The 22,220-nt window shown below is 62.6% G+C and carries 20 protein-coding genes and 2 pseudogenes; 13 read left to right on the forward strand and 9 right to left on the reverse strand.

Going from position 1 to position 22,220, the window contains the following annotated elements; all coding sequences use genetic code 11:
* The first annotated feature begins 117 nt into the window (after positions 1–117).
* Positions 118–1,518 carry an ABC1 kinase family protein gene (locus AC5Y3P_RS09345; RefSeq protein ID WP_500045628.1) on the forward strand — a complete coding sequence of 467 codons (1,401 nt, stop codon included), beginning with the start codon at positions 118–120 and terminating at the stop codon, positions 1,516–1,518.
* 78 nt (positions 1,519–1,596) lie between these two features.
* The gene (locus tag AC5Y3P_RS09350) at positions 1,597–2,697 is read left to right on the forward strand and encodes a ferritin-like domain-containing protein (protein ID WP_500045629.1); all 1,101 of its coding nucleotides are present in this window, start codon (positions 1,597–1,599) and stop codon (positions 2,695–2,697) included.
* A gap of 26 nt (positions 2,698–2,723) precedes the next feature.
* Here the strand turns inward: AC5Y3P_RS09350 and AC5Y3P_RS09355 are convergent, their stop codons facing one another.
* Entirely contained in the window at positions 2,724–3,449 is a 726-nt protein-coding gene (locus AC5Y3P_RS09355; protein WP_500045630.1) for a hypothetical protein, read from the reverse strand.
* A gap of 201 nt (positions 3,450–3,650) precedes the next feature.
* Here AC5Y3P_RS09355 and AC5Y3P_RS09360 point away from each other — a divergent pair, with 201 nt between their 5' ends.
* Entirely contained in the window at positions 3,651–4,118 is a 468-nt protein-coding gene (locus AC5Y3P_RS09360) for a DUF4262 domain-containing protein (RefSeq protein ID WP_500045631.1), read from the forward strand.
* A gap of 191 nt (positions 4,119–4,309) precedes the next feature.
* Here the strand turns inward: AC5Y3P_RS09360 and AC5Y3P_RS09365 are convergent, their stop codons facing one another.
* Positions 4,310–4,693 (reverse strand): DoxX family protein, encoded by a 384-nt coding sequence (locus AC5Y3P_RS09365; RefSeq protein ID WP_500045632.1) that lies wholly within the window; start codon positions 4,691–4,693, stop codon positions 4,310–4,312.
* Positions 4,694–4,775: 82 nt separating this feature from the next.
* On the opposite strand from AC5Y3P_RS09365, the gene AC5Y3P_RS09370 reads away from it, so the two are divergent.
* Positions 4,776–5,648 (forward strand): sigma-70 family RNA polymerase sigma factor, encoded by an 873-nt coding sequence (locus AC5Y3P_RS09370; protein WP_500045633.1) that lies wholly within the window; start codon positions 4,776–4,778, stop codon positions 5,646–5,648.
* A gap of 134 nt (positions 5,649–5,782) precedes the next feature.
* Here AC5Y3P_RS09370 and AC5Y3P_RS09375 read toward each other — a convergent pair whose 3' ends face one another.
* A complete protein-coding gene (locus tag AC5Y3P_RS09375) occupies positions 5,783–6,040 on the reverse strand; it encodes a DUF3297 family protein (RefSeq protein WP_500045634.1) in 258 nt (85 codons plus the stop codon).
* Positions 6,041–6,516: 476 nt separating this feature from the next.
* Here AC5Y3P_RS09375 and AC5Y3P_RS09380 point away from each other — a divergent pair, with 476 nt between their 5' ends.
* Entirely contained in the window at positions 6,517–7,044 is a 528-nt protein-coding gene (locus AC5Y3P_RS09380; protein ID WP_500045635.1) for a hypothetical protein, read from the forward strand.
* 94 nt (positions 7,045–7,138) lie between these two features.
* Here AC5Y3P_RS09380 and AC5Y3P_RS09385 read toward each other — a convergent pair whose 3' ends face one another.
* Complete coding sequence (locus tag AC5Y3P_RS09385) at positions 7,139–7,954, reverse strand: SDR family oxidoreductase (RefSeq protein ID WP_500045636.1); 816 nt, start codon at positions 7,952–7,954, stop codon at positions 7,139–7,141.
* Between the two features lie 246 nt (positions 7,955–8,200).
* Here AC5Y3P_RS09385 and istA point away from each other — a divergent pair.
* Positions 8,201–9,738: pseudogene (gene istA, locus AC5Y3P_RS09390) on the forward strand (IS21 family transposase).
* A gap of 66 nt (positions 9,739–9,804) precedes the next feature.
* On the forward strand, positions 9,805–10,560 hold the full coding sequence (istB, locus tag AC5Y3P_RS09395) for an IS21-like element helper ATPase IstB (RefSeq protein ID WP_500045637.1): 756 nt from the start codon (positions 9,805–9,807) through the stop codon (positions 10,558–10,560).
* Positions 10,561–11,081: 521 nt separating this feature from the next.
* Here the strand turns inward: istB and AC5Y3P_RS09400 are convergent.
* Both AC5Y3P_RS09400 and AC5Y3P_RS09405 read right to left on the reverse strand, forming a co-directional pair.
* On the reverse strand, positions 11,082–12,056 hold the full coding sequence (locus AC5Y3P_RS09400; protein WP_500045638.1) for a hypothetical protein: 975 nt from the start codon (positions 12,054–12,056) through the stop codon (positions 11,082–11,084).
* 1,611 nt (positions 12,057–13,667) lie between these two features.
* Positions 13,668–13,919: an AbrB/MazE/SpoVT family DNA-binding domain-containing protein gene (locus AC5Y3P_RS09405; RefSeq protein WP_500045639.1), complete on the reverse strand. Its 252-nt coding sequence runs from the start codon at positions 13,917–13,919 to the stop codon at positions 13,668–13,670.
* A gap of 401 nt (positions 13,920–14,320) precedes the next feature.
* Here AC5Y3P_RS09405 and AC5Y3P_RS09410 point away from each other — a divergent pair, with 401 nt between their 5' ends.
* The 5 genes from AC5Y3P_RS09410 to AC5Y3P_RS09430 are packed head-to-tail and all read left to right on the forward strand — an operon-like array spanning position 14,321 to position 19,031.
* Entirely contained in the window at positions 14,321–15,286 is a 966-nt protein-coding gene (locus AC5Y3P_RS09410; protein ID WP_500045640.1) for a nucleotidyltransferase domain-containing protein, read from the forward strand.
* Positions 15,283–15,894 (forward strand): hypothetical protein, encoded by a 612-nt coding sequence (locus AC5Y3P_RS09415; RefSeq protein WP_500045641.1) that lies wholly within the window; start codon positions 15,283–15,285, stop codon positions 15,892–15,894. Before AC5Y3P_RS09410 ends, AC5Y3P_RS09415 begins: the two co-directional genes overlap by 4 nt.
* Complete coding sequence (locus AC5Y3P_RS09420; protein ID WP_500045642.1) at positions 15,869–17,182, forward strand: HesA/MoeB/ThiF family protein; 1,314 nt, start codon at positions 15,869–15,871, stop codon at positions 17,180–17,182. The genes AC5Y3P_RS09415 and AC5Y3P_RS09420 overlap by 26 nt, the downstream gene beginning before the upstream one ends.
* The gene (locus AC5Y3P_RS09425; RefSeq protein ID WP_500045722.1) at positions 17,179–17,736 is read left to right on the forward strand and encodes a Mov34/MPN/PAD-1 family protein; all 558 of its coding nucleotides are present in this window, start codon (positions 17,179–17,181) and stop codon (positions 17,734–17,736) included. Before AC5Y3P_RS09420 ends, AC5Y3P_RS09425 begins: the two co-directional genes overlap by 4 nt.
* The gene (locus tag AC5Y3P_RS09430; RefSeq protein WP_500045643.1) at positions 17,733–19,031 is read left to right on the forward strand and encodes an SAVED domain-containing protein; all 1,299 of its coding nucleotides are present in this window, start codon (positions 17,733–17,735) and stop codon (positions 19,029–19,031) included. The genes AC5Y3P_RS09425 and AC5Y3P_RS09430 overlap by 4 nt, the downstream gene beginning before the upstream one ends.
* A gap of 79 nt (positions 19,032–19,110) precedes the next feature.
* Here the strand turns inward: AC5Y3P_RS09430 and AC5Y3P_RS09435 are convergent, their stop codons facing one another.
* From AC5Y3P_RS09435 to AC5Y3P_RS09445, 3 genes and pseudogenes are all read right to left on the reverse strand, one after another.
* Entirely contained in the window at positions 19,111–19,440 is a 330-nt protein-coding gene (locus AC5Y3P_RS09435; RefSeq protein ID WP_500045644.1) for a LysR family transcriptional regulator, read from the reverse strand.
* A 15-nt stretch (positions 19,441–19,455) separates the two neighbouring features.
* Positions 19,456–19,590 (reverse strand): annotated as a pseudogene (locus AC5Y3P_RS09440) (transposase); the annotation flags it as partial.
* 102 nt (positions 19,591–19,692) lie between these two features.
* A complete protein-coding gene (locus AC5Y3P_RS09445; RefSeq protein ID WP_500045645.1) occupies positions 19,693–21,375 on the reverse strand; it encodes an N-6 DNA methylase family protein in 1,683 nt (560 codons plus the stop codon).
* 13 nt (positions 21,376–21,388) lie between these two features.
* Here AC5Y3P_RS09445 and AC5Y3P_RS09450 point away from each other — a divergent pair, with 13 nt between their 5' ends.
* Positions 21,389–22,216 carry an 8-oxoguanine DNA glycosylase OGG fold protein gene (locus AC5Y3P_RS09450; RefSeq protein ID WP_100488808.1) on the forward strand — a complete coding sequence of 276 codons (828 nt, stop codon included), beginning with the start codon at positions 21,389–21,391 and terminating at the stop codon, positions 22,214–22,216.
* Positions 22,217–22,220 lie beyond the last annotated feature (4 nt).

A 22,220-nucleotide genomic window follows, 5' to 3' on the forward strand; every position in this document is an offset into this window, starting at 1 on the left:
CAGTGGGATCGGCGACGTCGCGGCGCCACCGCCCCCGTTCAGTGGGTCGAGACACTCGCTCAAAGCGGCAGGTCGCATCCACGGCGTTCGGCCGCGGTGTGTGCAACTATGAAGCCCGTGGCGGAAATTCCGCGCCGCACTCTCGGTCGTGGCGCGAAAATCGCGGGGCTGTCGGTCGGCGCTGCGGGAAGAGCGGCGCTAGGTCGGGTCAAACGTCTGGGCGGAGCCGACGCCGAGTTGATTGCCCAGCAATGGTCCGCGCGCACCGCCGAGCAGATCTTCGCCGTGCTGGGTGAACTCAAGGGCGCGGCCATGAAGTTCGGCCAGGCGATGAGCATCTACGAGGCGGCCATCCCCGAGCAATACGCACAGCCGTACCGGCAGGCGTTGACGCGACTGCAGGCGTCGGCACCGCCCATCGCCGCCGAACGAATCCATCGAGTGTTGGACCGCCAGTTGGGTACGCGGTGGCGCGAGCGGTTCGCCGAATTCGACGACGTGCCGATTGCGGCCGCCAGCATCGGCCAGGTACACCGCGCGGTGTGGCACGACGGCCGGCCCGTCGCAGTCAAAGTCCAGTATCCCGGCGCCGACACTGCGCTGATGTCCGATCTGCGCCAACTCGGTCGGTTCAGTCGGTTGATCGAGCCGCTGTTTCCCGGCCTGGCTGTGCAGTCGGTGATCGAGGAACTCTCCGACCGGATGGCCGAGGAACTCGACTACCGCCGCGAAGCCGACAATCAGCGCACGTTCGCCACCGCGTTCGCCGACGACACCGAGTTCCTCATTCCCCAGGTGGTGGCTTCAGCACCCAAGGTGCTGATCACTGAATGGGTTACCGGTCAATCCTTTTCATCGCTGATCGGCGGCGACGATCAGTACCTCAAGGACCGCGCTGCCAGCCTGCTGTTCGATTTCTGCGGAGCGTCCCTGTCCCGGCTGGGGTTGCTGCACGCCGATCCGCACGCCGGCAACTACCAGCTGACGCCCGACGGCCGGCTCGCAGTGTTGGACTTCGGTGCCGTCGCCACGGCGCACGCGTCCGCGTTGGTGTTCCTGGACCACATCCGGTTGGCTGAACTTGCCGACTCCATACAGCTGGCCGACATCACGGACCACGAGCTGCAAGCATTGGTGCTCTCCGAGTTGGCGAACGCTCTCGCCGCGGTGGGGTTCAGCGACTCGAACGCCGAGGTGACCCCCGAAGACGTGCTGTCCTACTTCGGCCCATTCGCTGAACCTCTACTAGCACAACGATTCCGGTTCAGTAGGCCCTGGCTGCGAGACCTCGCGCCCCGAATCCCCGGTCTGGCGCGAGGTCAAGACTTTCTCGGTGGCGCCGTGCTCACCATTCCGCCAGAGCACGCTCTGCTGTTTCGTTCCCTCGCCGGGGTCCTGGCCGTAGCCTGCCAGCTCGAGGCCGAGGTGGCGTTGCGCGACATCGTCACGCGTTGGTATCCCGATTTCGAACACCCCAAGATTCCACCGAGACTGGCCGGCGCGCTCGGCATCGACTGAACCAGCTTCGGGGTTGACGACGCCCGCCAGCGAGGCGGAATATGATCTGCGTCACATAATCCGATCGGGGGCGGTTCCATGACCACCAAGACCAAGTACACCGAGGTACCGGAGCCCTTCTCGCTGGCGATGCCCAGCGCTGGCGATGCGCGTTTCACCTGGGAATACGACGAGGGACGCGCCCGGCTGCTGTCGTTGTACCAAAAAGGCAAGGACAAGCAGTGGGACGGCCAGTTGCGCATCGACTGGTCCCAGGAGGTCGACCCCACGAACCCGATCGGCTTGCCCGACGAGTTCACCCCGTTGTTCGGCAGTCCGGCCTGGGAAGCGGGCGACCAAAAGAGCCGCTCCGAGATGCGCCAACACTTTCAGGCCTGGCAGTTCTCCCAGTTTCTGCATGGCGAGCAGGGCGCGATGGTGTGTGCGGCCAAGATCGTCGAGGTGGTCCCGGACCTGGACGCGAAGTTCTATGCGGCCACCCAAACCATGGACGAGGCGCGGCACGTCGAGGTGTTCTCTCGTTTCCTCGAGGAGAAGGCCCAGCTGGTCTACCCGATCAACACGCACCTGACCGCGCTGTTGGAGGACACCCTGCGTGACTCGCGGTGGGACATGCCCTACCTCGGCATGCAGGTTCTCATCGAAGGGCTCGCCCTCGCGGCCTTCGGGGTGCTGCGCGATATGGCTGCACCGGACTCACTGGCCAAACAACTGCTCGCCTACGTCATGCAGGACGAAGCCCGGCATGTGGCCTTCGGCCGAATCTCGTTGAAGGACTACTACTCTGCGCTGACCGAGGCCGAGCGCGACGAACGCGAAGAGTTCGTCGTGGACGCCTGCTACCTGATGCGCGACCGGTTCCGCGGTGAGGAAGTGTTCGAAACCCTCGGACTCAACGTCAAGGAATGCGCCGAGTGGGTCGACACCTCGCCGCTGATGATCCAGTTCCGTTCACATCTCTTCAGCCGGATCGTGCCGATCGTCAAGGACATCGGTTTGTGGGGCGACAAGGTGCAGAAGGCGTTCTCCGACATGGGTGTCCTGGACCTCGCGGGCTCCGACATCGAAGCGCTGATGAAAGCCGACGAGGACCAAGCCGAATCGCTGGAGAAGGCGCACGCCGAGATGGCAGCGCGAGCCGTCGAAGTCGATGACGCCATCGCCGCGGGCGCCAGCTGAGCGCTAGCTGGGCCGGCAGCTGAAGCTCAACCGTCTTCCTCGACGGCGTCCTGGTCGCCGTTGCGCTTCGGGTTTGCAGCCGAGCGTGACGACCGACGCCGCGGAATGCGTTCGGTGAGGCTGCTCAACGAGCTGACCATCCGGTTGAGCGTGTCGACCGCGGACTCGAGGGTGTCAGCGGTGGGCGTCAATTTCTCCACCGACGGTCCGAGCCGACTCAGGATTTCGGCGCTCTCGGTGAGCTGTTCGAGCGGTCCGTTCTTGGCCAGCAGCTTGTCGATGATGCCGTCCTCGGCAAGCAACCGCTCGACGATGCCGTCCTCGACGAACATGCGCTCCACCGGCCCGTCCTCGGCGAGCAGCCGGTCCAGCAGGCCGCCGGGCGCCAGGATCCGCTCCAACGAGGACCGGCCTTCACCGGATACCCGATCGAGCAGACCGCCCGGTGCAGTCAACATGTCGACCACCCCGCCGGAACGCATCAACTTGTCGGCGGGACCGCCGCGGACCAGCGCCCGCCCCAGCGCCCGGTCGCCTTCGGTGAATTCGGCAACGCGGTTGGCACCTATGACCGCGCCGCGCAGCGGGAACAGCTCGGTGATCGGGTCGGCCGGCGTCGCGTCGTCCTCGCCCAGGGACTGCCGCACCGCCCCGACGACGACGGACGCCACGGCGATCCCGGCGTCGGCCATCGCGAGACCGACTCGGATCGGAGTCTTTGCTGCGCTGACAATGGCCTCGCCGAGGTTCACTCGGCCAGTGTATGACCCGGTGCCGTGTCCGGAAGGACGATGGCGCCAAACCTCAGCATCGTTCCGCCACCCGTTTGGTCGTGGGAGCAGGCCGGCGGCAGCCGGGGATCGACCAGGTGGTCGTCGCGACGGAACGACGTGTCGGACCCTCGGAGGACGCTGAGTACACGAACCCAATAAAGCCGTCAGAAGGGATCTACCGTGTGCTGGCTATGCGACCATCCCGAGGCCTCCCGGGCCGACTATCACGACGAACTCCGAAGGAAGATCCTCAAACACGGCTGGGCCGTGCAGTTCGTCGAGGACGACCGGACCCCGTTCGCCTACACCATCGGACTACATCCGGCCGGTCTACCCGAACTGCTGGTGACCGGCCTGTCACCCGATCGGTCGATGCGCCTCCTCAACGCCGTCGCTGACTACCTGATCCGGGAGCGGGTACCCGCTCCCGGCGACACGATGCAACTAGCGGACGGCTGGCACGCCGAGTTCGTCGCGGTGGCAACGCCGGACGCTCATATGGGACTGGCGGTCGAGTTGTACGGCCCCGAGGTGCGCGCTCTGCAGCTCGTGTGGCGAGACAAGGACGGACATTCTCCGTGGTGCCCGGAGTTCCACAAGAGCGGGCACAGGCAACCTGTGCTCGGCGTTCGCGGACCGCAGGGCTAGCGGCATCGGTAACGACTCACCTCGTCGAGCTCTAGAGGCGGACGCGAGAACTCGCTATGGCTCGACCTCCCGTGCGTATCATCCGTCGCGTCGTCGACGGAGTTACTGTCATTGCGAGACAGTAGAATTCGGCCTGCAGGCCATGAGTTCTTCACCGTAGTGCGCGTCGGGGACGCCGATGACCTGTTGCGTCACATGAACGGCTCGAGGGCGAACCGTCCCCACGCCACGAACGCGAACAGGCCGATGAAGACCACGTCACCGACCAGATAACCCCACTCACTGCGCCGGAAGCGGGTGGTCGCCGCGCCCGCCATGAACAGCGCCAGCCCGCACGCAGCCAGCGGAGAGAGGATCGGCGCGATGCCCGTCAACGCCGGCAGCAGCAAACCGATGGCGCCAATCATCTTGATCACGCCGATAGCCTTGAGGTGACCGGCACTGAAGTCGTCGACCCAATGCTGATTGGCACCGAGCCCTCGGTACTTGTCCTTCGTCATGAAGGCCTGGGCCGCTCCCCCGATCAGGAAGGCGACAGCCAGGAAGACGGTGAGGATCCACAATGCGATATTCACGAAAATCTCCTTTCGCGGTTACGTCAGCCCCATCGGGCTCGTCATACCTATGACGGATGCGGGCGCGGAAAGGTAACCAACGATGACGACCGACACCGATCTGGCCGCGGCGTTCAACGCCGAGCGGCACCGACTTGTCGCACTGGCCCACCGCATGCTCGGGTCGACGGTCGACGCCGAGGACGCAGTCCAGGAAGCCTGGCTGCGGCTCTCCCGTCAGGACTCCGGCGCGATCGACAGCCTGCCCGGGTGGCTGACCACCGTCGTCGGCCGGGTCTGCATCGACGTGCTGCGCGCGCGTGGTGCGCGGCCCGAGACCCAGTACGGGGAGCACCTGCCGGACGCCGTCGTCACCGAGGACGACGACGGACCTGAGCAGCGTGCGACTCTTGCGGATTCGGTCGGCCTTGCGCTGCTGGTGGTGCTGGACTCGTTGGGCCCCGACGAGCGCTTGGCGTTCGTCCTGCACGACACCTTCGGTGTCCCGTTCGCCGAGATTGCACAGATCCTCGGCAAGACCACCGACGCGACGAAGATGCTCGCCAGCCGAGCACGCCGGAAGGTCCGTGGCCACCCCGAGCCGAACGTGGATCGACGCCAACAGCGCGAGGTGGTCGACGCGTTTCTGGCGGCCGCACGCAGCGGGGACTTCGAGGGTCTGTTGCGGGTGCTCGACCCGCAGATCACGTGGCGCACCTACACGCCCCGCGGTGTGGTCGTGAAACTCGGTGCGACCGAGGTGATCGCGGCGGCCGAGCGCGGCGTGCGCGCGGCCGGGATCGCACGCCGCGTCCTGGTCAACGGGGAGCCGGGCATCCTGGCCTGGAGCCGGAGCGGTAAGCCGCTCGGTCTGATGGCGTGCACCGTGCGGGACGGAAAGATCACCGATGTGGTCGCACTTCTCGATCCGGCCCGGCTCGCCACCATGGACCTGCCTGCGCCGCCTGGCCAGTAGGAATTGTTGAGACCTAGATTGCGCCGCACGGCGGCAATGACCCGACACAGCTCGTCAACTACGCGCGGGCTGTGAAGCCCTAGCAGATCCTCGGTGACCGGTTGACAGGCGTCCGAGTACCCCAGGGAAGTCCGCTAGTTGGCTACGCGGAAATAGGGTTCAACCGTGCCGCTGCGCTTGACGACCATCGGATTTCCGCGGCGATCCTTCGCGGTTGGGACTTCGATGCGCACCCAACCCTCGGCGACGTTGTATTCGTGAACATTGGTCGTCTCAACGCCATTGAATCGAATACCCACGTCGCGGCTGAGTACCGCTTCGTCGTAGAAGGGGCTGCGCGGATCGATGGAGAGGTGATTCGGTGGAACGTCTGGGTTTTCGTCCTCGGGCATGATGACCTTCGTTGAATGTTGCGTTCGATATTTGGGTTTGATCCCCAAGCAATCTACGCGACTCAGCAGTAGCGGGGTGGATGGGTCACGTTCAGCGCCAGGATTCGACAAAGCCGAGTCTGATGGGGAATCACGTCGCCAAGGAGGGGACCATTGCCGTCGCAGAGGAGACGTTGGCAGCCGTCGTCGCTGAGTTCGAGCGCGCAGGCCAGCGATCGCGCGAGATCACCTCGCGCTTCCCCCTCGAGGCCGCGTGAAGACCCGTCGTAGGAAACCTTGAAGGTGCCTGTCTTGCCATGCTGGACTGGTTGGCTGTGGCCGGGTGTCGCTGGAAAACGGGTCGCTACGGTACTGGAACATGAGCGGCAACCATCCGCGAAAGGGCCCGCGAACTCGAAGCACTTGACGAGGTAACCAGGCAGCACCGATATCCATTGAGAGTCGCTCGCGTGTCCCGTAGGAGGATGACGAAATTCATGTCCAAGGCCTTCGAATACGTGCCTATCCAGCTGACCAAGGCGTTCCGGGAAGCGCAGTCCGATGCGATGTTCCAGAGTTGGCTCCAGATGCAGGAAGCAGCGGCAGAGATCGAGTTCGTCATGTCCGACCTGCCCCAGGTTCGCGACCAGATTTTCACCAATGACAGCCTGGCTGTCGTCGAAGCAAAGCTGCTCGAACTCTACCCCGACCACCGGGTCGCGTTTGGTCCGGAGAACATCCACGCCACAATGCGTTTCGTCTACTACATCGGGGAGACCTTCCGCCGCGCATTCGAGGGCATCTGGGTCAACATTCCGATGAGCGCCGGATTCGTGCCGGCCATCGACTATCCGATGCGCGAAGCCATGAATCCGGCTCCCGAACTCGTCCAGATGGCGGTCAACCGGCGCACCGGCACCGAACTGACGATGGTCTACGGCTTGGCCCAGCGCAGCTACGACGAGTGGACTGCCGCCGGCCGGCCTGAACGGACCTTCCTCGGCATTCTGCGTGAGGAGGATTGAGGGCTTCATCGATCACCGCCACCCGAGATCACATCGTCGCGGGCGTCCACATTGACGCCGGTCAATCGGTCGCGGGCACGCACTTCGTTGCCGCCTACACCGTCGGCACTGTGCCGCCGTCGACCACCACATCCACACCCACGATCGAGGACGCGGCATCGGACACCAGAAATCCCACCACCTCGGCGACTTCACTGGGCCGGGCAGGCCGGCCAAGGGGGATTCCGCCAAGAGCGGACAGCAGCGATTCCACTGCCGCATCGCGGCTTCCGTCACGAGCTGCGGCGATCCGGTCGATGAGAGCGTCGGCTGCGCTGGTCTGGATGAACCCTGGTGACACAGTGTTGACGCGAATGCCTTTGGGCGCCAACTCGTTAGCGAGGCCCTTGCTGTAGGCGCGCAACCCGGCCTTGGCCGCGGCGTACCCAAGGGTGCCGTCATACAGCGGCATGCGACTCTGGATCGATCCAATGTGTACGACTGCGCCGGAACCCGCTGCGGTCATCATCGGCAGCAGCGCACGGTCCAAGCGGACCGCGGCCAGCAGGTTGAGGTCGATCTCACGGGCCCAGTCCTGATCGGTCAGCGCGGCGAAACCACCCGACGGCGCGTCGGATCCGCCTGCGACGTGAACCAGGATCTGCGCGCCGCCGCTGTCGCGCACGTGGGCAGCCACCGCCGCGACGCCCGCTGCCGAAGTCAGGTCGGCGGCGATGAAATCGTCGGCGGCCAGGTCGTCATCGGCGGGACGCTGGCGGGCCACCGCCGTCACGTGCGCACCGGCCGATCGCAACCGACCCACGACCGCGGCGCCTGTGCCCTTGGTGCCGCCGGTGACCACGGCGCGCCGACCCTGCAGTGCACTCATGCGTCGGCCCGAAAAACCGGCCAGCACAACGCAGTCACCCATTGCGCGGAATCGTCGGTGTCCCAGGAGAAGCGCTCGTAATACTCGCGCAGCGGGCCCTGTCAGCGGTCACGTAATTCCCCAGGTGTGAGGGGTTGTCTGTCACGTATTTCCTCACCCGCTGTCACGTAATTCCCCACCCCTTGGGGCGTGTCTGGTCGGGGTTGGGGTGCTGCTCAGGTTCGCTCCGTTCAAGAGCCCCGCCCGGCGCCTTGGAAGGGGCTTGAGTTGGCGAGGAGATCGTGGAACGTGACCGACTTTGTGGAGATGTTCCGGCATTGGCATGCCTGCCGATCCCAGGTGCAGATCTATGAGGCGTTGGGTATCGACCGCAAAACCATCCGCAAGTATGTGGCACCGGCGGTCGCCGAGGGCTTGGAGCCCGCGCCACAGGAGCCTTTCGATGAGCAGTTGTGGCGGGAACGGATCGGGCGGTGGTTTCCCGAGTTGATCGATCCGAGCGTGCGTGCGCTGACCTGGGATCAGATCGCGGTGCATCGGGGCTGGATCGCCGAGCAACTCGACGTGCCGGTCACGGTGGCCACCATCGCCCAACGTCTGCGCGATGACCGCGGCGTGGATGTTTCGGAGTCGACGGTACGGCGTTATATCGCAACGACATTCGCTGAGCAGCACCTCGAAGAGAAGGTGACCGTGCCCCGGGGTGCGGTCGATCCGGGCAGCGAAGCCCAGATCGACTACGGCAAGTTGGGATGTGGCTCGATCCGGCGACGGGCCGCCGCGTCGCGGTGTGGGTGTTCGCGATGGTCCTGTCGTGCTCGAGGGCATTGTTCATCCAGCCGGTGTTGAGGATGGATCAGCGGTCGTGGAACGCCTCGCATGTCGCGGCGTTCGAGTTCTTCGGCGGCGTCCCGGCCCGGCTGGTGTGTGACAACCTCAAGACCGGGGTGATTCGTCCGGATCTGTATGACCCGCTGATCAACCCGGCCTACGGAGAGTTGGCGGCGTTCTACGGCACCCTGATCGACCCCGCGCGGGCCAACAAACCGAAAGCCAAACCACGCGTCGAGCGGCCCATGCCCTACATTCGGGACTCGTTCTGGGCTGGCCGCCAGTTCGAGTCGGTGGCCCAGATGCAGCGTGAGGGGCTGCGCTGGTCGACGGAGGTCTACGGGCTGCATAAGCACCGCGGTCTCGACGGCGCTACCCCGGCATCGGTGTTTGATGCCGTGGAGCGTGAGGCGTTGATGTCGTTGCCGCGCAGAGCGTTTGAGCCTGTCGTCTATACCGTCGGTACGGTGGCTCCGGACTGTCACGTCCGCTCCGGGAAAGCGTTCTACTCGGTGCCGTGGCGGCTGCTGGGCCAGAAAGTCACCGTCCGCGCCGCCGGCGACGTGGTGCAGATCTTCCACGACGACGCGGTGGTGGCCACCCACGTCCTGCATCTGTGCGGGCGCTCGACGAGCTTCGAGCACTACCCGCCGCACAAGGTCGCCCACACGCTGCGCACGGTGACCTGGTGCCGCAGCCAGGCCGAGCAGATCGGTCCCGGTGTCGTGGCGATCGTGGCTGAACTGTCGCAGGTCAATGCCATCCATCGGCTGCGCGCGATCCAGGGCATCATCGCGTTGCGTGATCGCTACGGCGCCCCGCGCCTGGACGCTGCCTGCGCTCGCGCTCTGGAGGTGGGCGATCCGCGGTATCGCACCGTTAAAGGCATTCTAGTCGCCGGCACCGAAGCCGGTGACACCCCGGCAGTCGCCGCGGTGCCGCCGCCGGCGCTGCTGCGCGGACCCGACCCCTTCAACACTGAGCGCACCGCCTAACCCGGTGCGAGGTAACCCTTTCATTTCCATTCTGCTGCAATCACATTCATACGAAGGAATCTTGTTGTGACTATTCATGATCCGAGCCTGCGGGCTGCGTTGAAGACCCTGAAACTGACCGGGATGCTCGACACCCTCGATGCCCGCCTGGCTCAAACCCGTGACGGCAAACTGGGGCATCTGGAGTTCCTGCAGGTGCTCTGTGAAGACGAGGTCGGCCGCCGCGAATCGGCTGCCCTGGCGCGGCGGGTCCGCCGCGCCCGCTTCGAACAACTCAACACCTTCGAGGACTTCGACTTCACCGTCAGCCCGAAACTGCCGGCGGCGATGCTGCGCGACCTGGCCGCGCTGCGATGGCTCGATGCCGGGGAATCGGTAATCCTCTACGGGCCAGTGGGTGTCGGGAAAACCCATGTGGCACAAGCCCTTGGCCATCAAGTCGCCCGCCGTGGTGGGGACATCCGCTTCGTCAAATGCTCCCGCATGCTTGCCGATCTGGCCGGTGGCCACGCCGACCGCACCATCGGCCAACGCATGCGCGAATACACCCGGCCACTCGTGCTGATCGTCGATGACTTCGCGATGCGCGAGCACACCCCCACCCAAAGCGACGATCTCTACGACCTGGTCTCCGACCGGGCCATCGCCGGCAAACCATTGATTCTGACCAGCAACCGCGCTCCGAAAGACTGGTATCCGCTGTTCCCGAACCCGGTCGTCGCAGAATCGCTGCTCGACCGGCTGATCAACACCAGCCACCAAGTCCTCATGGACGGACCGTCCTACCGACCCCGGAAACGACCCGGACCCGCCACCACCTGACAACCCCAGCCAACCGCCCCGCTACCCTCACCGCAGCAGGGCCCGAACATGAGGAAATACGTGACGGCAACCCCTGAGGAATTACGTGACCGTCGACAGTATCAGAGCTGGTGGAGTACATACACAAACGCTCCACACCCAAAGCGGGATGTGACTCAGATCACTTTACTCGCTTCGCATGCCTAAATTACAGGGCGTAGTTAAACAACATGTCTGTTTGTCAAACTTCACTGCATCTCGACAACAACAACAACCTGTAGGTTCTCACGCTTCCCTTCAAATCGCCGGCGAGCTGACGTGCAGTTTCTCGATTTGTCTCACGACGACTTCACCACTGTTTGTCTCATCAGCAGCTTCATTTCCTACAAGTGCCCAAAGTCAACCGTTCCCGACCTACCGGATCGATGCCAGGCATTGCCCCTCTTGATATTCCGGTTTCGTCACAGTGACACTGGCCCGCGGTGCAACGAAGCAGGATCTGCCACACCACCCAGCCTGGCCCGGCGTACTCCGGTGCGTCTCTACGTCTTGTTGCCCTTCGGCGAACGCCGGCCCTTATATGAGACGGTGAACGACCTCGGTTCTTCGGACTTGGCCGCAAGTTCAATCAGGGCATCGCCGGCATCACTCGCACCGCCGCGATACAGGAACTGCCCCAGTGCTTGCCATGTCTCCTTCTCGATCTCGCGGGTCCTAGGCGCGGGAACGCCGAGCTTGGCGAGCAGCTCACCGCGATGGAGATCAAACACAGACCTAACCAGATCGCCGAAGGCCACAGCAGCGGTGACGGCCGAACGATACGATCCGAACGCCACCGCCGCCGCCACGGCTGCCACAGGACCCCACACAACACTCGGTGCACCGACACCATCGAAATGCCAACCAACCAATCCCAACCCCAATGCCGCCAGGACACTCAGAACAGCAGCGGTGGCGATGACGATGAGCTGGTCCACGGCGCGACGAGCGTCATCAAGGATTGCTCGAACATCCGTGGGAACTGAGAGATACAGACGGGGCCAAAAGTACACGCTGTCCAGCCCGTACCGCTCCCGGCTGTAATTCTCGGCGGCCAAGAGCACGTTGCCCAACCTAGTTGGCAAGATGGCCGATGAATCCGACGGATAGTGCTGCAGCCGGCGGAACTCGCTCCAGTCATCGTCGCCGAGGCGGTTGAACCGCCGCCGTTGGATACACGCGCCTGCGCGTGAGCACCATTTGGGCCAGTAGTAGCCCTCCCAGAACGCAACCAGCCGATTGACCTGGGTCCCGAGCAGTACGGCAACCAACAACACCGCCGCGGCGATCACTGCAGCGATCGCCCATCGACCGGGGAGCGGAAGGTCAGTCCAGTACCGCAGCGGACCCGGCCAACCGAGCCCGATGACCACAAGCACCGCCGCCGTGGCGCAGAACCCCAGGGAGGGCAACAGCAGGCCTACAAGGAACCGTTTGTCCAGTAGATCGGCTGTCTTGCCGAACGCGGTGGCGAGCATCGGATCACCAGACGAAAGTATGGCTGTTGAGTCGCAGAGGATTCACACACTTTGGCATCACATGCGGTTTCGATTGAAACTGTTGCATATGGGTGCAGTACGACTGGGACTCAAGATATTTGCAGGAGCGAGCCAATGGCGGGATCTTGGGTCGGCCTGGTAACATTGCACCGGCCAAGCGTCGGTGAACAAGGTCGTGTCGCAGTTGCCCAATCGTTGTAACGCCCACAGTCACACGCGATGACCCGGTGACCACCACGAAAGTGCTGTCGTCCAGACTAAAAGCATCGGCTTGGTCCATCACAGACTGGAAAGTCGTAGTGATCTCAGCGATTAGAAAGGCCGGACCCCGTACCGCGGCCTCTATCTGCTCATGCCCTTTTATCCGTACCAAGAGTTTCAGGGACTGAGCGGGCACAATTCGGATTGGTTGGTTGCCCTGGTCGACAACAACCAAGAAAGGAGCGCGTCCCTTCAATTCCCGGGCGGTGTAGTACGCCGCTTCCACGGTGACGCCCGCCCCCAAGGTCGGGACCTGCTGGAATTGAGCGATGCCCTGTAGCGCCCGTTCATCGAATCTAGGCACCTCGTCCCCCTTGCCTCAGCGCTCCGATACTACCTATAGAACTTATACACCAGGCGCTACACTTCGGCGAAAAACCGTGATCCAGCTACAGCAGCCCAGGACCTCCGGATTCGACCCTTGGCTGCATCGAGCGACTCATGAGCGGGGATCTTGTTGGTTGTCTCACGAACCGCTGCATTTCCTATTACGGACAGAGTGGCACCGCCTGGCGGCCATTTTCACCCAGCGCCCTTTCGGTGAGCACGGACATCTCAACGAACCGAACTCGCATGCTGCGTGTCCCCAAGTAGTTCTCTGCGAGCGCGTTCATTGGTCTTGCCATCCAGCCATTCCGGACATTCCTGCCCATCGCGCAAGGGATCGGCATCCGCATGGTCTTCAACCCATTTTTCAATTAGATCGGCCTCATCGAAGGGACCCCGGCGCTTTCGGAGTACTGTGCATCGGAACTTCCAGTCTGGTGTTGTGAAAGGTCCACCGCTGCGTGAGCAGATTGATGCCCAATTGACTCAACACCGCGATCCTTTCTCGACGTCGGGTATCGTCGCCGCCTCAAGCAGTGCCAGATCCACAAAGCTCGCCCAGTAATCAGTACGGTCAGTGAGTTTCGGTAGGGGCATGATCTTGTGGGAACCCGGCCACTTCGGCGGGAGCTGTCCGCTGATCGCTGGGGTCAGCCATGGCCGATCACCATCGACGACGGCAAGGTCGCGCAGGCGGGCCAGTCGTGGACGGCGAGGGCGGCCGGTACAGCTGGTACAAGACCGCGGCAGCGTCCACTCAATCATCGCACGGGCGCATGACCTCTGATCTCGACAGCTCGGAGACGGCTCTTTTCCCTACTGTGCCAGTGTTGCGGAGCTGGTTGTTGTCATTGCGGTGGTCGCGGACCTCGCTGGCCGGTTCGTGGGATCGGCGGCGTAGGCAGAAAATGAACTCGCTCTCCGCCACGTCGCGAAATGCCGCTTTGTGTTCTGGTTTCAGTCGGCGATAGTCGGCGTCGAAGGCTGGGGTCGTCTCGAATTTCACAACTGCAACGCAACATCGCTGTCGACCTCATCAAGCCGATCGAGGTGGCCGAGGAGCGCCCCGCCGTCCTGGTGGACGTCGATCCGGCCGGCGGCCACTTGCTCGTCGACTTCCTTCTCACGCTGTTGCTGGCGGGCCTCCCAGAACCATCGTTGGTCGGCCGGCACCGGCAGCACGGCCCGAAGCTCCAGCACACCATCTTCACGTTCGATGATCTCGACTTGAGCACCGGATTCATCCAGGTCCATCCGCCGCCTTACCTCAGCGGGCAGCGCAACAACTCCTCGGGCGTGGACGACCACGAAAGCGTGAAACGCCATAAGCCCATGGTCGGCGCACGGCGATAGACAGGCAGGCCGTGGTGCAGCGTTCGGGCTATGCCCGTACGGGGTGGGCCTGCATGTTCGATTGCCGCAGCGATGCCGAGCCAAAAAGAACCCACGATGACGGACCGACCGAGTCAATTCAGGCTCGTCCCAGATCCGCTCGGCCGCCTAAGCGTCGCGATCGCGGGCACCTAGATTCGTCGGTGGGAATCACCAGAGCAACCCAGTTGAGCAAGTAGGCACCGGCCCACTCTGCTTCGCACAGCATTGTCGGCACCATTAACTACAGTGACCGAGCAGGTGAGCCAAGGAGGAGGACATTTATGAGTGTGGCCGCTGCCTTCGGGAAGTTTCAGAGCGTCGTGAACGCTGACATCACACACGTCCGCGAAGCACGCGCTCGCCGTGATCTCTTCAAGGGAGCCTTCGGCGCCGAGAACGATGTGGAAGAAGTTGTCGCGTCCGGGTCGCTCGCGAGAGGGACCCATAAGGACCCGATCCACGACGTCGACGTGATCCTTGTCTTCGATCCGGAACACCATCCTGAATGGGGATCGCCGGGAAGCTCCGCCGCTGACGCTCTCGATTTCGTCCGCACGCGCGTCAACACGCTGCTCGGGGCAACGAACGGCACCTACGACCAAGCGGTCCGCCTGGCCCGGTGGCGCAACCATGCCGTCAAGTGTTTCCTGGATGACCCCGACGATCCTGACGCTTTCACGGTTGACGCCATGCCTGCGCTTCGCCGCGATGGGCGACTCCTCATTCCTGAAGCGCTCTCAGAAGACTGGGTCTCTTGTGACCCCGAATTCCTAATCGCCGAGGTCGCGGAACGGCACGCAACGTGGAACAAGTTCGCTGGCACTGTTCGGATGCTCAAGTGGTGGGCAGCCGAGCAAGACATCAAGGTCAAGTCTCTCGTCATGGAGGTGCTCGCACTCGACTTCCTGCCGACAGACGTCAACCAGCCCGCTGCGGTCAAGCAGTTCTTCGTCGGCGCCCAATACCACATCGAGGGTGGGAACGAAGTCGCCGATCCAGCTGGACTTTGCGGGCCAATTCAGCCTGACATCGACTACGACGCGTTCGGCGATGCCCTGCGGTCCGCACGCGACAACGCTATCAAGGCGTTCCAGGCACAGGCGAACAATGACACTGCTGCTGCGATCAAGCACTGGGGTGCGGTCTTTGGGGACGATTTCCCGAAGCCCCCTGTCTCCACTGGAAACCCGGTGCCAGTAGTTGCACCCGCTGCGCCCCGCCCGGTGAAAGACACTCCGCAGGGATGAATCGCGCAACCGGCCTAGATCTTGGCGCGGGCGTCATCACGCTCAATCCCGTTCTCTGGACTGAATGCGAACTTGTGCGACTTGCGCGCGACCACAACGAGGTCCAGGCGTTCGCGCCATCGCTTGAGTATCAGAGTCCAGCAGTGGACGACTTACCTCACGGCGGATGGATCGGCGTCCTCCCGCGATGGCCTTTCCAGCGACCACAGCCCAAAGCGCTCGATGACCTGCTCGGGGACCGAGAGCTCAGGGTGCTCGCCGTCTACCCTGCGGCATATCCGATGGTTCCGCCCACCATCTATTCCCTCGATCCGAAGCCATCGATCTGGGAACGGACACAGTCCGCATGGCATGTAGCCCCAGACGGATCTCTCTGTTTACTCCAGAGTGACGGCGGCTGGCAGCCCGAGGCCAGCCTCACCGAGCTTCTGGCGAAGGCATCGGGCTGGCGAATCGAATACGCCCTCATGAAAGCCGGGGTCATCGTTGAGATGTCGGTCGATGGCATCGTCTCTGACTCCTCGCACGACCACCTGATTGATCTAGCGATTCAACGGGCAGCGCCAACACTGGCCCCAGAACGTGCGCGAGACACAGATGTCTCCTAGTAACCCCTACATCGTGATGCCCAGAGACGCGGTCGCCAAGATCACAGGCTCCGTCCTGTCTGGCGGATCGCTGGTGCTCCGCAGCATCCCCGCGGACGATATGTACGTCGTCCAGACCGTGGAAGCTAGCAAGGACATTCGTCTTCCAGTCGATGTCCCACGCGAGTACGCCGCTCTTCGTTCAGGCGACCCCCACCATGCAGCTCAGTGGATCAGGGTGGCATCGAACGATACCCATCTTCGCCATCTGTTTTTATCCAGACGCCCCGCTATCTCCATGGATTTCGAGGAGTTCAGGCGGCTGATGCCGGGCGTTACCGACCCCGGCAACCACCTTGGCGTGGTCGTCACTCACGCCCCCGACCTTTCGCCGGAACTGATTGAGGCCGGTGTTTCTGAGTTTGCGGGCTGGGCCGTCCGGCGCACTGGTGTGGCACCACTCCCTATCGAGGTCGAGCCTGAAGTTGTAGGCCTTGCACAGTTGGCTGGCAAGTGGCCGATCGAGCTGCTCACTACCAATAGCGTCATGGTCGTGGGCTGCGGCAGCATCGGCAGTGCCACAGTAGAAGCGCTCGCAGGCTACGGAGTCGGGCGTGTCGAGCTTGTCGACCCGGACCGGTTCCTTTGGCACAACATGGTCCGCCACACGCTCGGACCCGAAAGCGTTGGGCGATTCAAGGTGGCGGCGATGAAAGATCACCTCGCCCAACGCTGGCCACAACAGACAGTGGTTGCACACCGACGCGACGTAGTTGCCGAGGCCCACTACATACGGCCCATCGTCGACCGCGTCGACCTGGTGCTCTGTGCCGCAGACGGTATCGCGCCTAGGCGCGTCGTCAGCCACCTCTCCAGGCGGGCACGGAAGACGGCGATCTTGGCGTGCGTGCTCGACAATGGCTCGATCGGAGAAGTCATCAGGCTGCGACCAAGCCCCCGGTTCGGATGTCTCCTCTGTATACGCCGGCAGCTTGCCGATCAGGGAGCGATGGACGCAGAGGCAGATCAGGAGTTGGCCTACGGCACCGGGCGCATTCATCAGCCTATGACGGCGGTGGCACCTGATCTCCGATACGTCGGCACATTCGCTGCAAAAGTCGCGGTCGCGACACTGCTGGAATCGCTTCACGGTGACCACACCCAGCATATCCCCGACGAACACGCAATCATCGGTCTCCGACCAGCAGGTGACCTCGCAGCGCCGTTCGATCTCAGCCAATCCGGCGAGGTTCGGTGGACATCCATCCCCAGACCTCGCGCGTCGTGCCCGACTTGCTCGCCAGGATGACAGCTCGAAGAAAGGTGCCTCCAGTTACGATCACAGGCAGTGCGCTCAGCTCAATCGCGTGCGAGGCGTTGCGATCCCTCGATGGACTCGAAACTGGCGGCCTACTGCTCGGGGACGACGTGGTTGGTGGAATCGAGATCCGACACGCTGGCGGACCAGGACCCAACGCCACTCGCTCCGAACACACTTTCATGCGAGACCTCGACCATGCCCGGCAGCTCGCGGACTCTGCCTGGTCTGAGGACAATAGCCAGTGGATAGGCGAGTGGCATACCCACCCGGCCGGAGGACTGACCCCAAGCGAGATTGATCTTCATTCCTACATGCGCCATCTCCGCGACCCTGAACTGGGGTTCGACAGGTTCGTCGCGATCATCGCTGGATTCGATTCATCAGCACGTGTGGTCCTAGCAACCTGGCTCGTAGAACAGGACCGAATCTTGGCAGTGATACCCGAGAGACTGCCTACTACGCCTGCGGGGGATAGGCCACACGCCCGCGACGCAATGAGGCGTGCTGCGTTCGTAGCAGAAAAACACAAGGAGACGTCATGACATCAGATTCCCCCGCCCCCGAACCAGGAGGCCCTGTCTTTATCTCGTACCGCCAGAAGGACGGTACGGGTGTTGCCGCGGAACTCGCCTGGCTCCTGCGCGCTGCCGGCCTCCCTGTCTGGCGGGACCGAGACGATCTGCCGCCGGGCGACACCGAGGCTCGACTCAAGCAAGCGATAGCGGCCGGTATCTCCGGTGGCGTGCTGGTGACGACACCGGACGTGGTGAACAGCAGAGTCGTGAAGATGCTGGAAGCGCCTCAACTCCTCCAGCTACACCGCGCCCACGAAGTGTTTGCACTCGGCATCATCAATTCGGTGAAGACAGAAGGCGGCGGAACAGATTACGACGCTCCCGACCGGCTCCTAGACATTCGTCCCGGCACCTTGAGCGGCGTAGACCAGCAATCCGCCGAGCGCAGCGGTCTACTGGCATTGACCCGCGGTTTGGTCTGGCACCGAATAGCGTCTCTGCGCAGCCGAATCGCCGCAACTGACCAGACGTTCCGACTGAGCCTCCAGACCAGAAACACACCACAGGTCTATGACCGAACCGGTGATGAACTCGACATCCGACTTAGACCCGCCGATCACGAACGACTTCCAAGCGCCGACGGACTCCGAGACCTCAAGGACACCATCGGTCTCCTCCCAGATGCCGTGACTCGTTCCGGGGCACATCGCCTACGCGTCGCGGGAGGGGCTCATCTCTCCGTGGCATTCGCCGTCGGGGCGGCCCTGCCATCGTCTCGAGTCGGACATATCGACGTGATCGACCAACAGGGCTCCACCTGGGCGAGCGATGGCGAAGCGCGATTCATCACTCATCCGCAAGTACAAGTCGCAGATCAGGGCGAGAACCCGTCTGCCATCACAGCTGGCCGCCCCCAGGTAGCCGTGTATGTCGATCTCCTGGCCCAACGTAGCGACACCGCCTTCACCCGCTATGTTGAAGACCGTAAGCGGGTTCTCTCGGCCTGGCGTCATCTCGCGAATGTGAGTGGTTCACTCCTCGCCCCCGCTGATGCAGGTTCGATCGCCGCCGATGTCGCCGCGCACATCCGTACCCTGTCGAACGACAACTCCAACGCTGAGGTCCACCTCCTGCTGCGCTGCCCATTCCCACTTGCGCTTCTCATCGGCCGCTTGACCAACACTCTGCGCGTAGTAGTCCACGAATGGGACGACTCCGAACCCATTGGCTGCGAAGATCACCGCGCAAGATTTGTGCCCACCCTTCGCGTACGAACGTCTGCAAAGGCCGGGGTGATTGAAGAAGTGCTCCTCCCCCGATGATGGTCTGTCGGCTCGCGCGACCACGGACTGTTGGTCTCTGTCTCTTCGAAGAAATCCTCCTGTCCCACAGCGACCGATGCTACTTACGGGATACGACCTTGTCCCGCAGCGCGTTAGGTGCCGGAGCTAATCGCATATCGGCGACCGCATCAAGCGCTCGTCGGCCCGCGACGGTGACGACCATTAGACGCCCGCGCTCAGCACACTTCAGCAACTTCACACCAAGTTCCTTCTCAAGCCTCCAGATCTGAGCCGTAAGCACCGATTGCTCTGTGGCCAGGTGCGCCGCGGCGGTGAGTGTTGGGTATTGGATGACTTCAGCGAACCGATGCAGGCGCTTCGCTCCACCAGGTGCGGACAGTACCGACCTCAGCAGATGCGGCGCCTGCGCAGCTAATTCCTGTGCCATCCCAACGACGTGAGGCTGGCACCGCCTGTCTAGGCCCCGGTAGCGGCGTCCTTGACGCCTATTCGTCGTTTTGTTCGGCCAGGAGACCGCGCCGGCGAGGCGGCCGATGGCATCGCGATTGGGGAAGATCCCCACAGCGTCGGTGCGGCGGTGATGGCGCCTGCAAGCAACGTGCGCGGCGGCTGTTACTGGCGACGACGGTGGATGCTGAGGATGAGGAAGCGGTGAGCTGACAGGACACGGATGAAGGCGTCAGCCTTTGACGCCATACAAGCGGTTGACGATCCCTTCGATCTTGGACTCTTCCTTACGTGCCAGCTCGTAGGACGCAGCAGCTTCGTCACGGTACTTGTCAGCGAGTTTCTTGAGGTCGTCCCAGGTATCAAGGGGCAGTTTCGTGCTGAAGGAATCACCTAACGCCTTGACCGAGAGCAGCCACCACATCGCGGACTTGTCCGGTAGTTTCAGCCCGAGCGCATTGTGCAGAGTTGACTTGAACTGGTCGTCAACCTTGCTCAGCTTTTCGTAGGCATCCAAACACGCTTCCACCGCGCCCTCAACTGCCTTCTTGTCGGCGGTGGACGGCACCGCGATGGGTAGACGCTCCAAGTAGTTCTTCTTCACTTCGGCGAATGTGCGTCCCTTCTCCTGTCCGACATCCTGATAGATGGCGGTGAGCAGGGACGTGTTCAGCAGACCGAGTACATAGCGAGCACCGTACTTCGCGTCCACGTTCCCCACGTTGAAGACGTTGTTGAGATTGATGCGCTGCTCGCGGTCGAGGTAGCCGATCAGCGAATCGGCGGTCTGTCGTAGCACAATCTTCTCGTCGTTAAAGAACGGTGCGCTGTTGCGCGGCTCAGCGAGCCACTTGCCGTAGCTCAGGTATCGCGGCGGGTTTCCCAGCAGGCGGTAACGGTCGAAGTCGCCGCCGATGAGATACGGCATATAGGTCTCATCGACAGCGCGATCCGAGGTGAACACCTTTCCCTTCACCATCTCCCGCGTCTGTTTCGGTGTCCCCTTTCCCACCTGGTAGGGCTTGATGCCCATAGTGATGTCCGCGATGTCGCCAAGCAGGACGGTCTTGACCTTCGCGCCCACCAAGGGCGCGGAATCCTGCACCTTGAAGTAGCCGTCGTCATCGACGACGCTGCTGTACGTCCGTTCCTCGAAGCCGATGTCGCTGTTGGCGGGGGCATCGATGACGCGCGTGAGGATGCCTGACTTCATGTTGGGTCGGTTGCACGCCACCAGGACGGCGGTATCGCCCACCGAGGCGTCAGCGAACACCTCGTAGTTGTACTTCGTGATGGATTCAACATCGAACTTCTGCAAGAACGCACGGAGCTTCTTGAAATAATACTGGTAGGTGTAGTTGGCGGGGGTGATGTAGCCCATGTACCCGCCCTCAGCCAACAGGTGCATACCGCGCTCATAGAACAGGCTGTATGAATTGAGCTGGTACTCGTAGGTCTCGTAGCTGTCCTTGAGGTATTCCTTCTGACTCTCCGGGATGTCAGCGCCATAGGGCGGGTTGCTGACGATCACGTCAAAGCCACCGCTCTCAAAGACCTTTGGGAACTCCTTGTGCCAGTCGAAGGCTTCCAGCCCGCCTACAGCGGGGTCGGTGATGAGGCTGTTTCCGACACGGATGTTCTCGTCCAGGGAGGTGAGCTTCCTGCCCTTCTCGGCGGTTTTCAGCCACAAACTCAGCTTGGTGATGTCAACGGATCCTTCGTTGAGGTCAACGCCAAATATATTGTCGCCCAGTATTTTCTGAACGTAGTCTTCGGTTGAGAGCAGGTCAGGCTCCCCATGCTCCGCCAAAATGTCAGCCACGCGGCGGTTCGCCGCCATGAGGTAGTCGAAGACACCGACCAGGAACGCGCCGCTCCCACAGGCGGTTATGCGCTCTTTCTGGGCGTGTCTCACCAGAGATGCTTCCGTGGACCGCTACCGTCGGGACTGGACGCAGCGTTTCGCCAGCAAGCGGAAGGCTCAGGAGGGTGGCCCGCACATGTTTCGAGAGTCGGACGACGCTGTTGGAGCCTTGCTGAAGTCGCGGGTGCTCGGCCAGGCCGGTCAGATCGACGATCCGGTCAGGGTGAGCAGTTGGTGGGCCGATCACGGCATCGCGATTGACTCGGCCGAGCTGGACCGCGAAGCGTTGTTCGCGCTCGCCACACGTTGCCGGGAGAGCAAGGCCCTTGATTGGGTGGCATTCCTTTGGCATGTTCTCGCGTGGGGCGTAATGGGTGATTACCGGAATGCCCCCACGATCGTGGGAAGTGCAGCTGGCCCCGAACAGCACGATCGCCTCAACGACATCCTCTGTGCTGCTGCTGAATCCAGTCATCGCGGTGAGATCGGGGCCGCCTATAAGGCTATCCGTGGCAAGGTTCCTCGACTTGGACCCGCGTTCTTCTCAAAGTTTCTCTACTTCACCAGTGATCGCAACTCGTCAGATCCGCGTCCCGCGATCCTCGATTCCCGTGTCAACTCGGCTGTTTTCACACTCACCGGTCGCGATTACTCCGAGGAGAAGGCGGTGACGTACGAGCGCTTCTGTCATGAACTCCACAAGTGGTCACACCAATTCGATAGCCCCGTTGATGTCATCGAGTTTCGCATGTACCAGTTTGGTCAACTCATAGACACTCGCCGATGGAAATGGCTGCACGCAGAAGCAACGTTGTACCGAGAAGGCCAGCGCCAGGTCGAGTTCGACGACATCGCCGAGCGCCGAGCTCATCTCGCAGGCTGGCGGAAGTAGCACC

The organism is Mycobacterium sp. NGS45 (assembly GCF_059812645.1).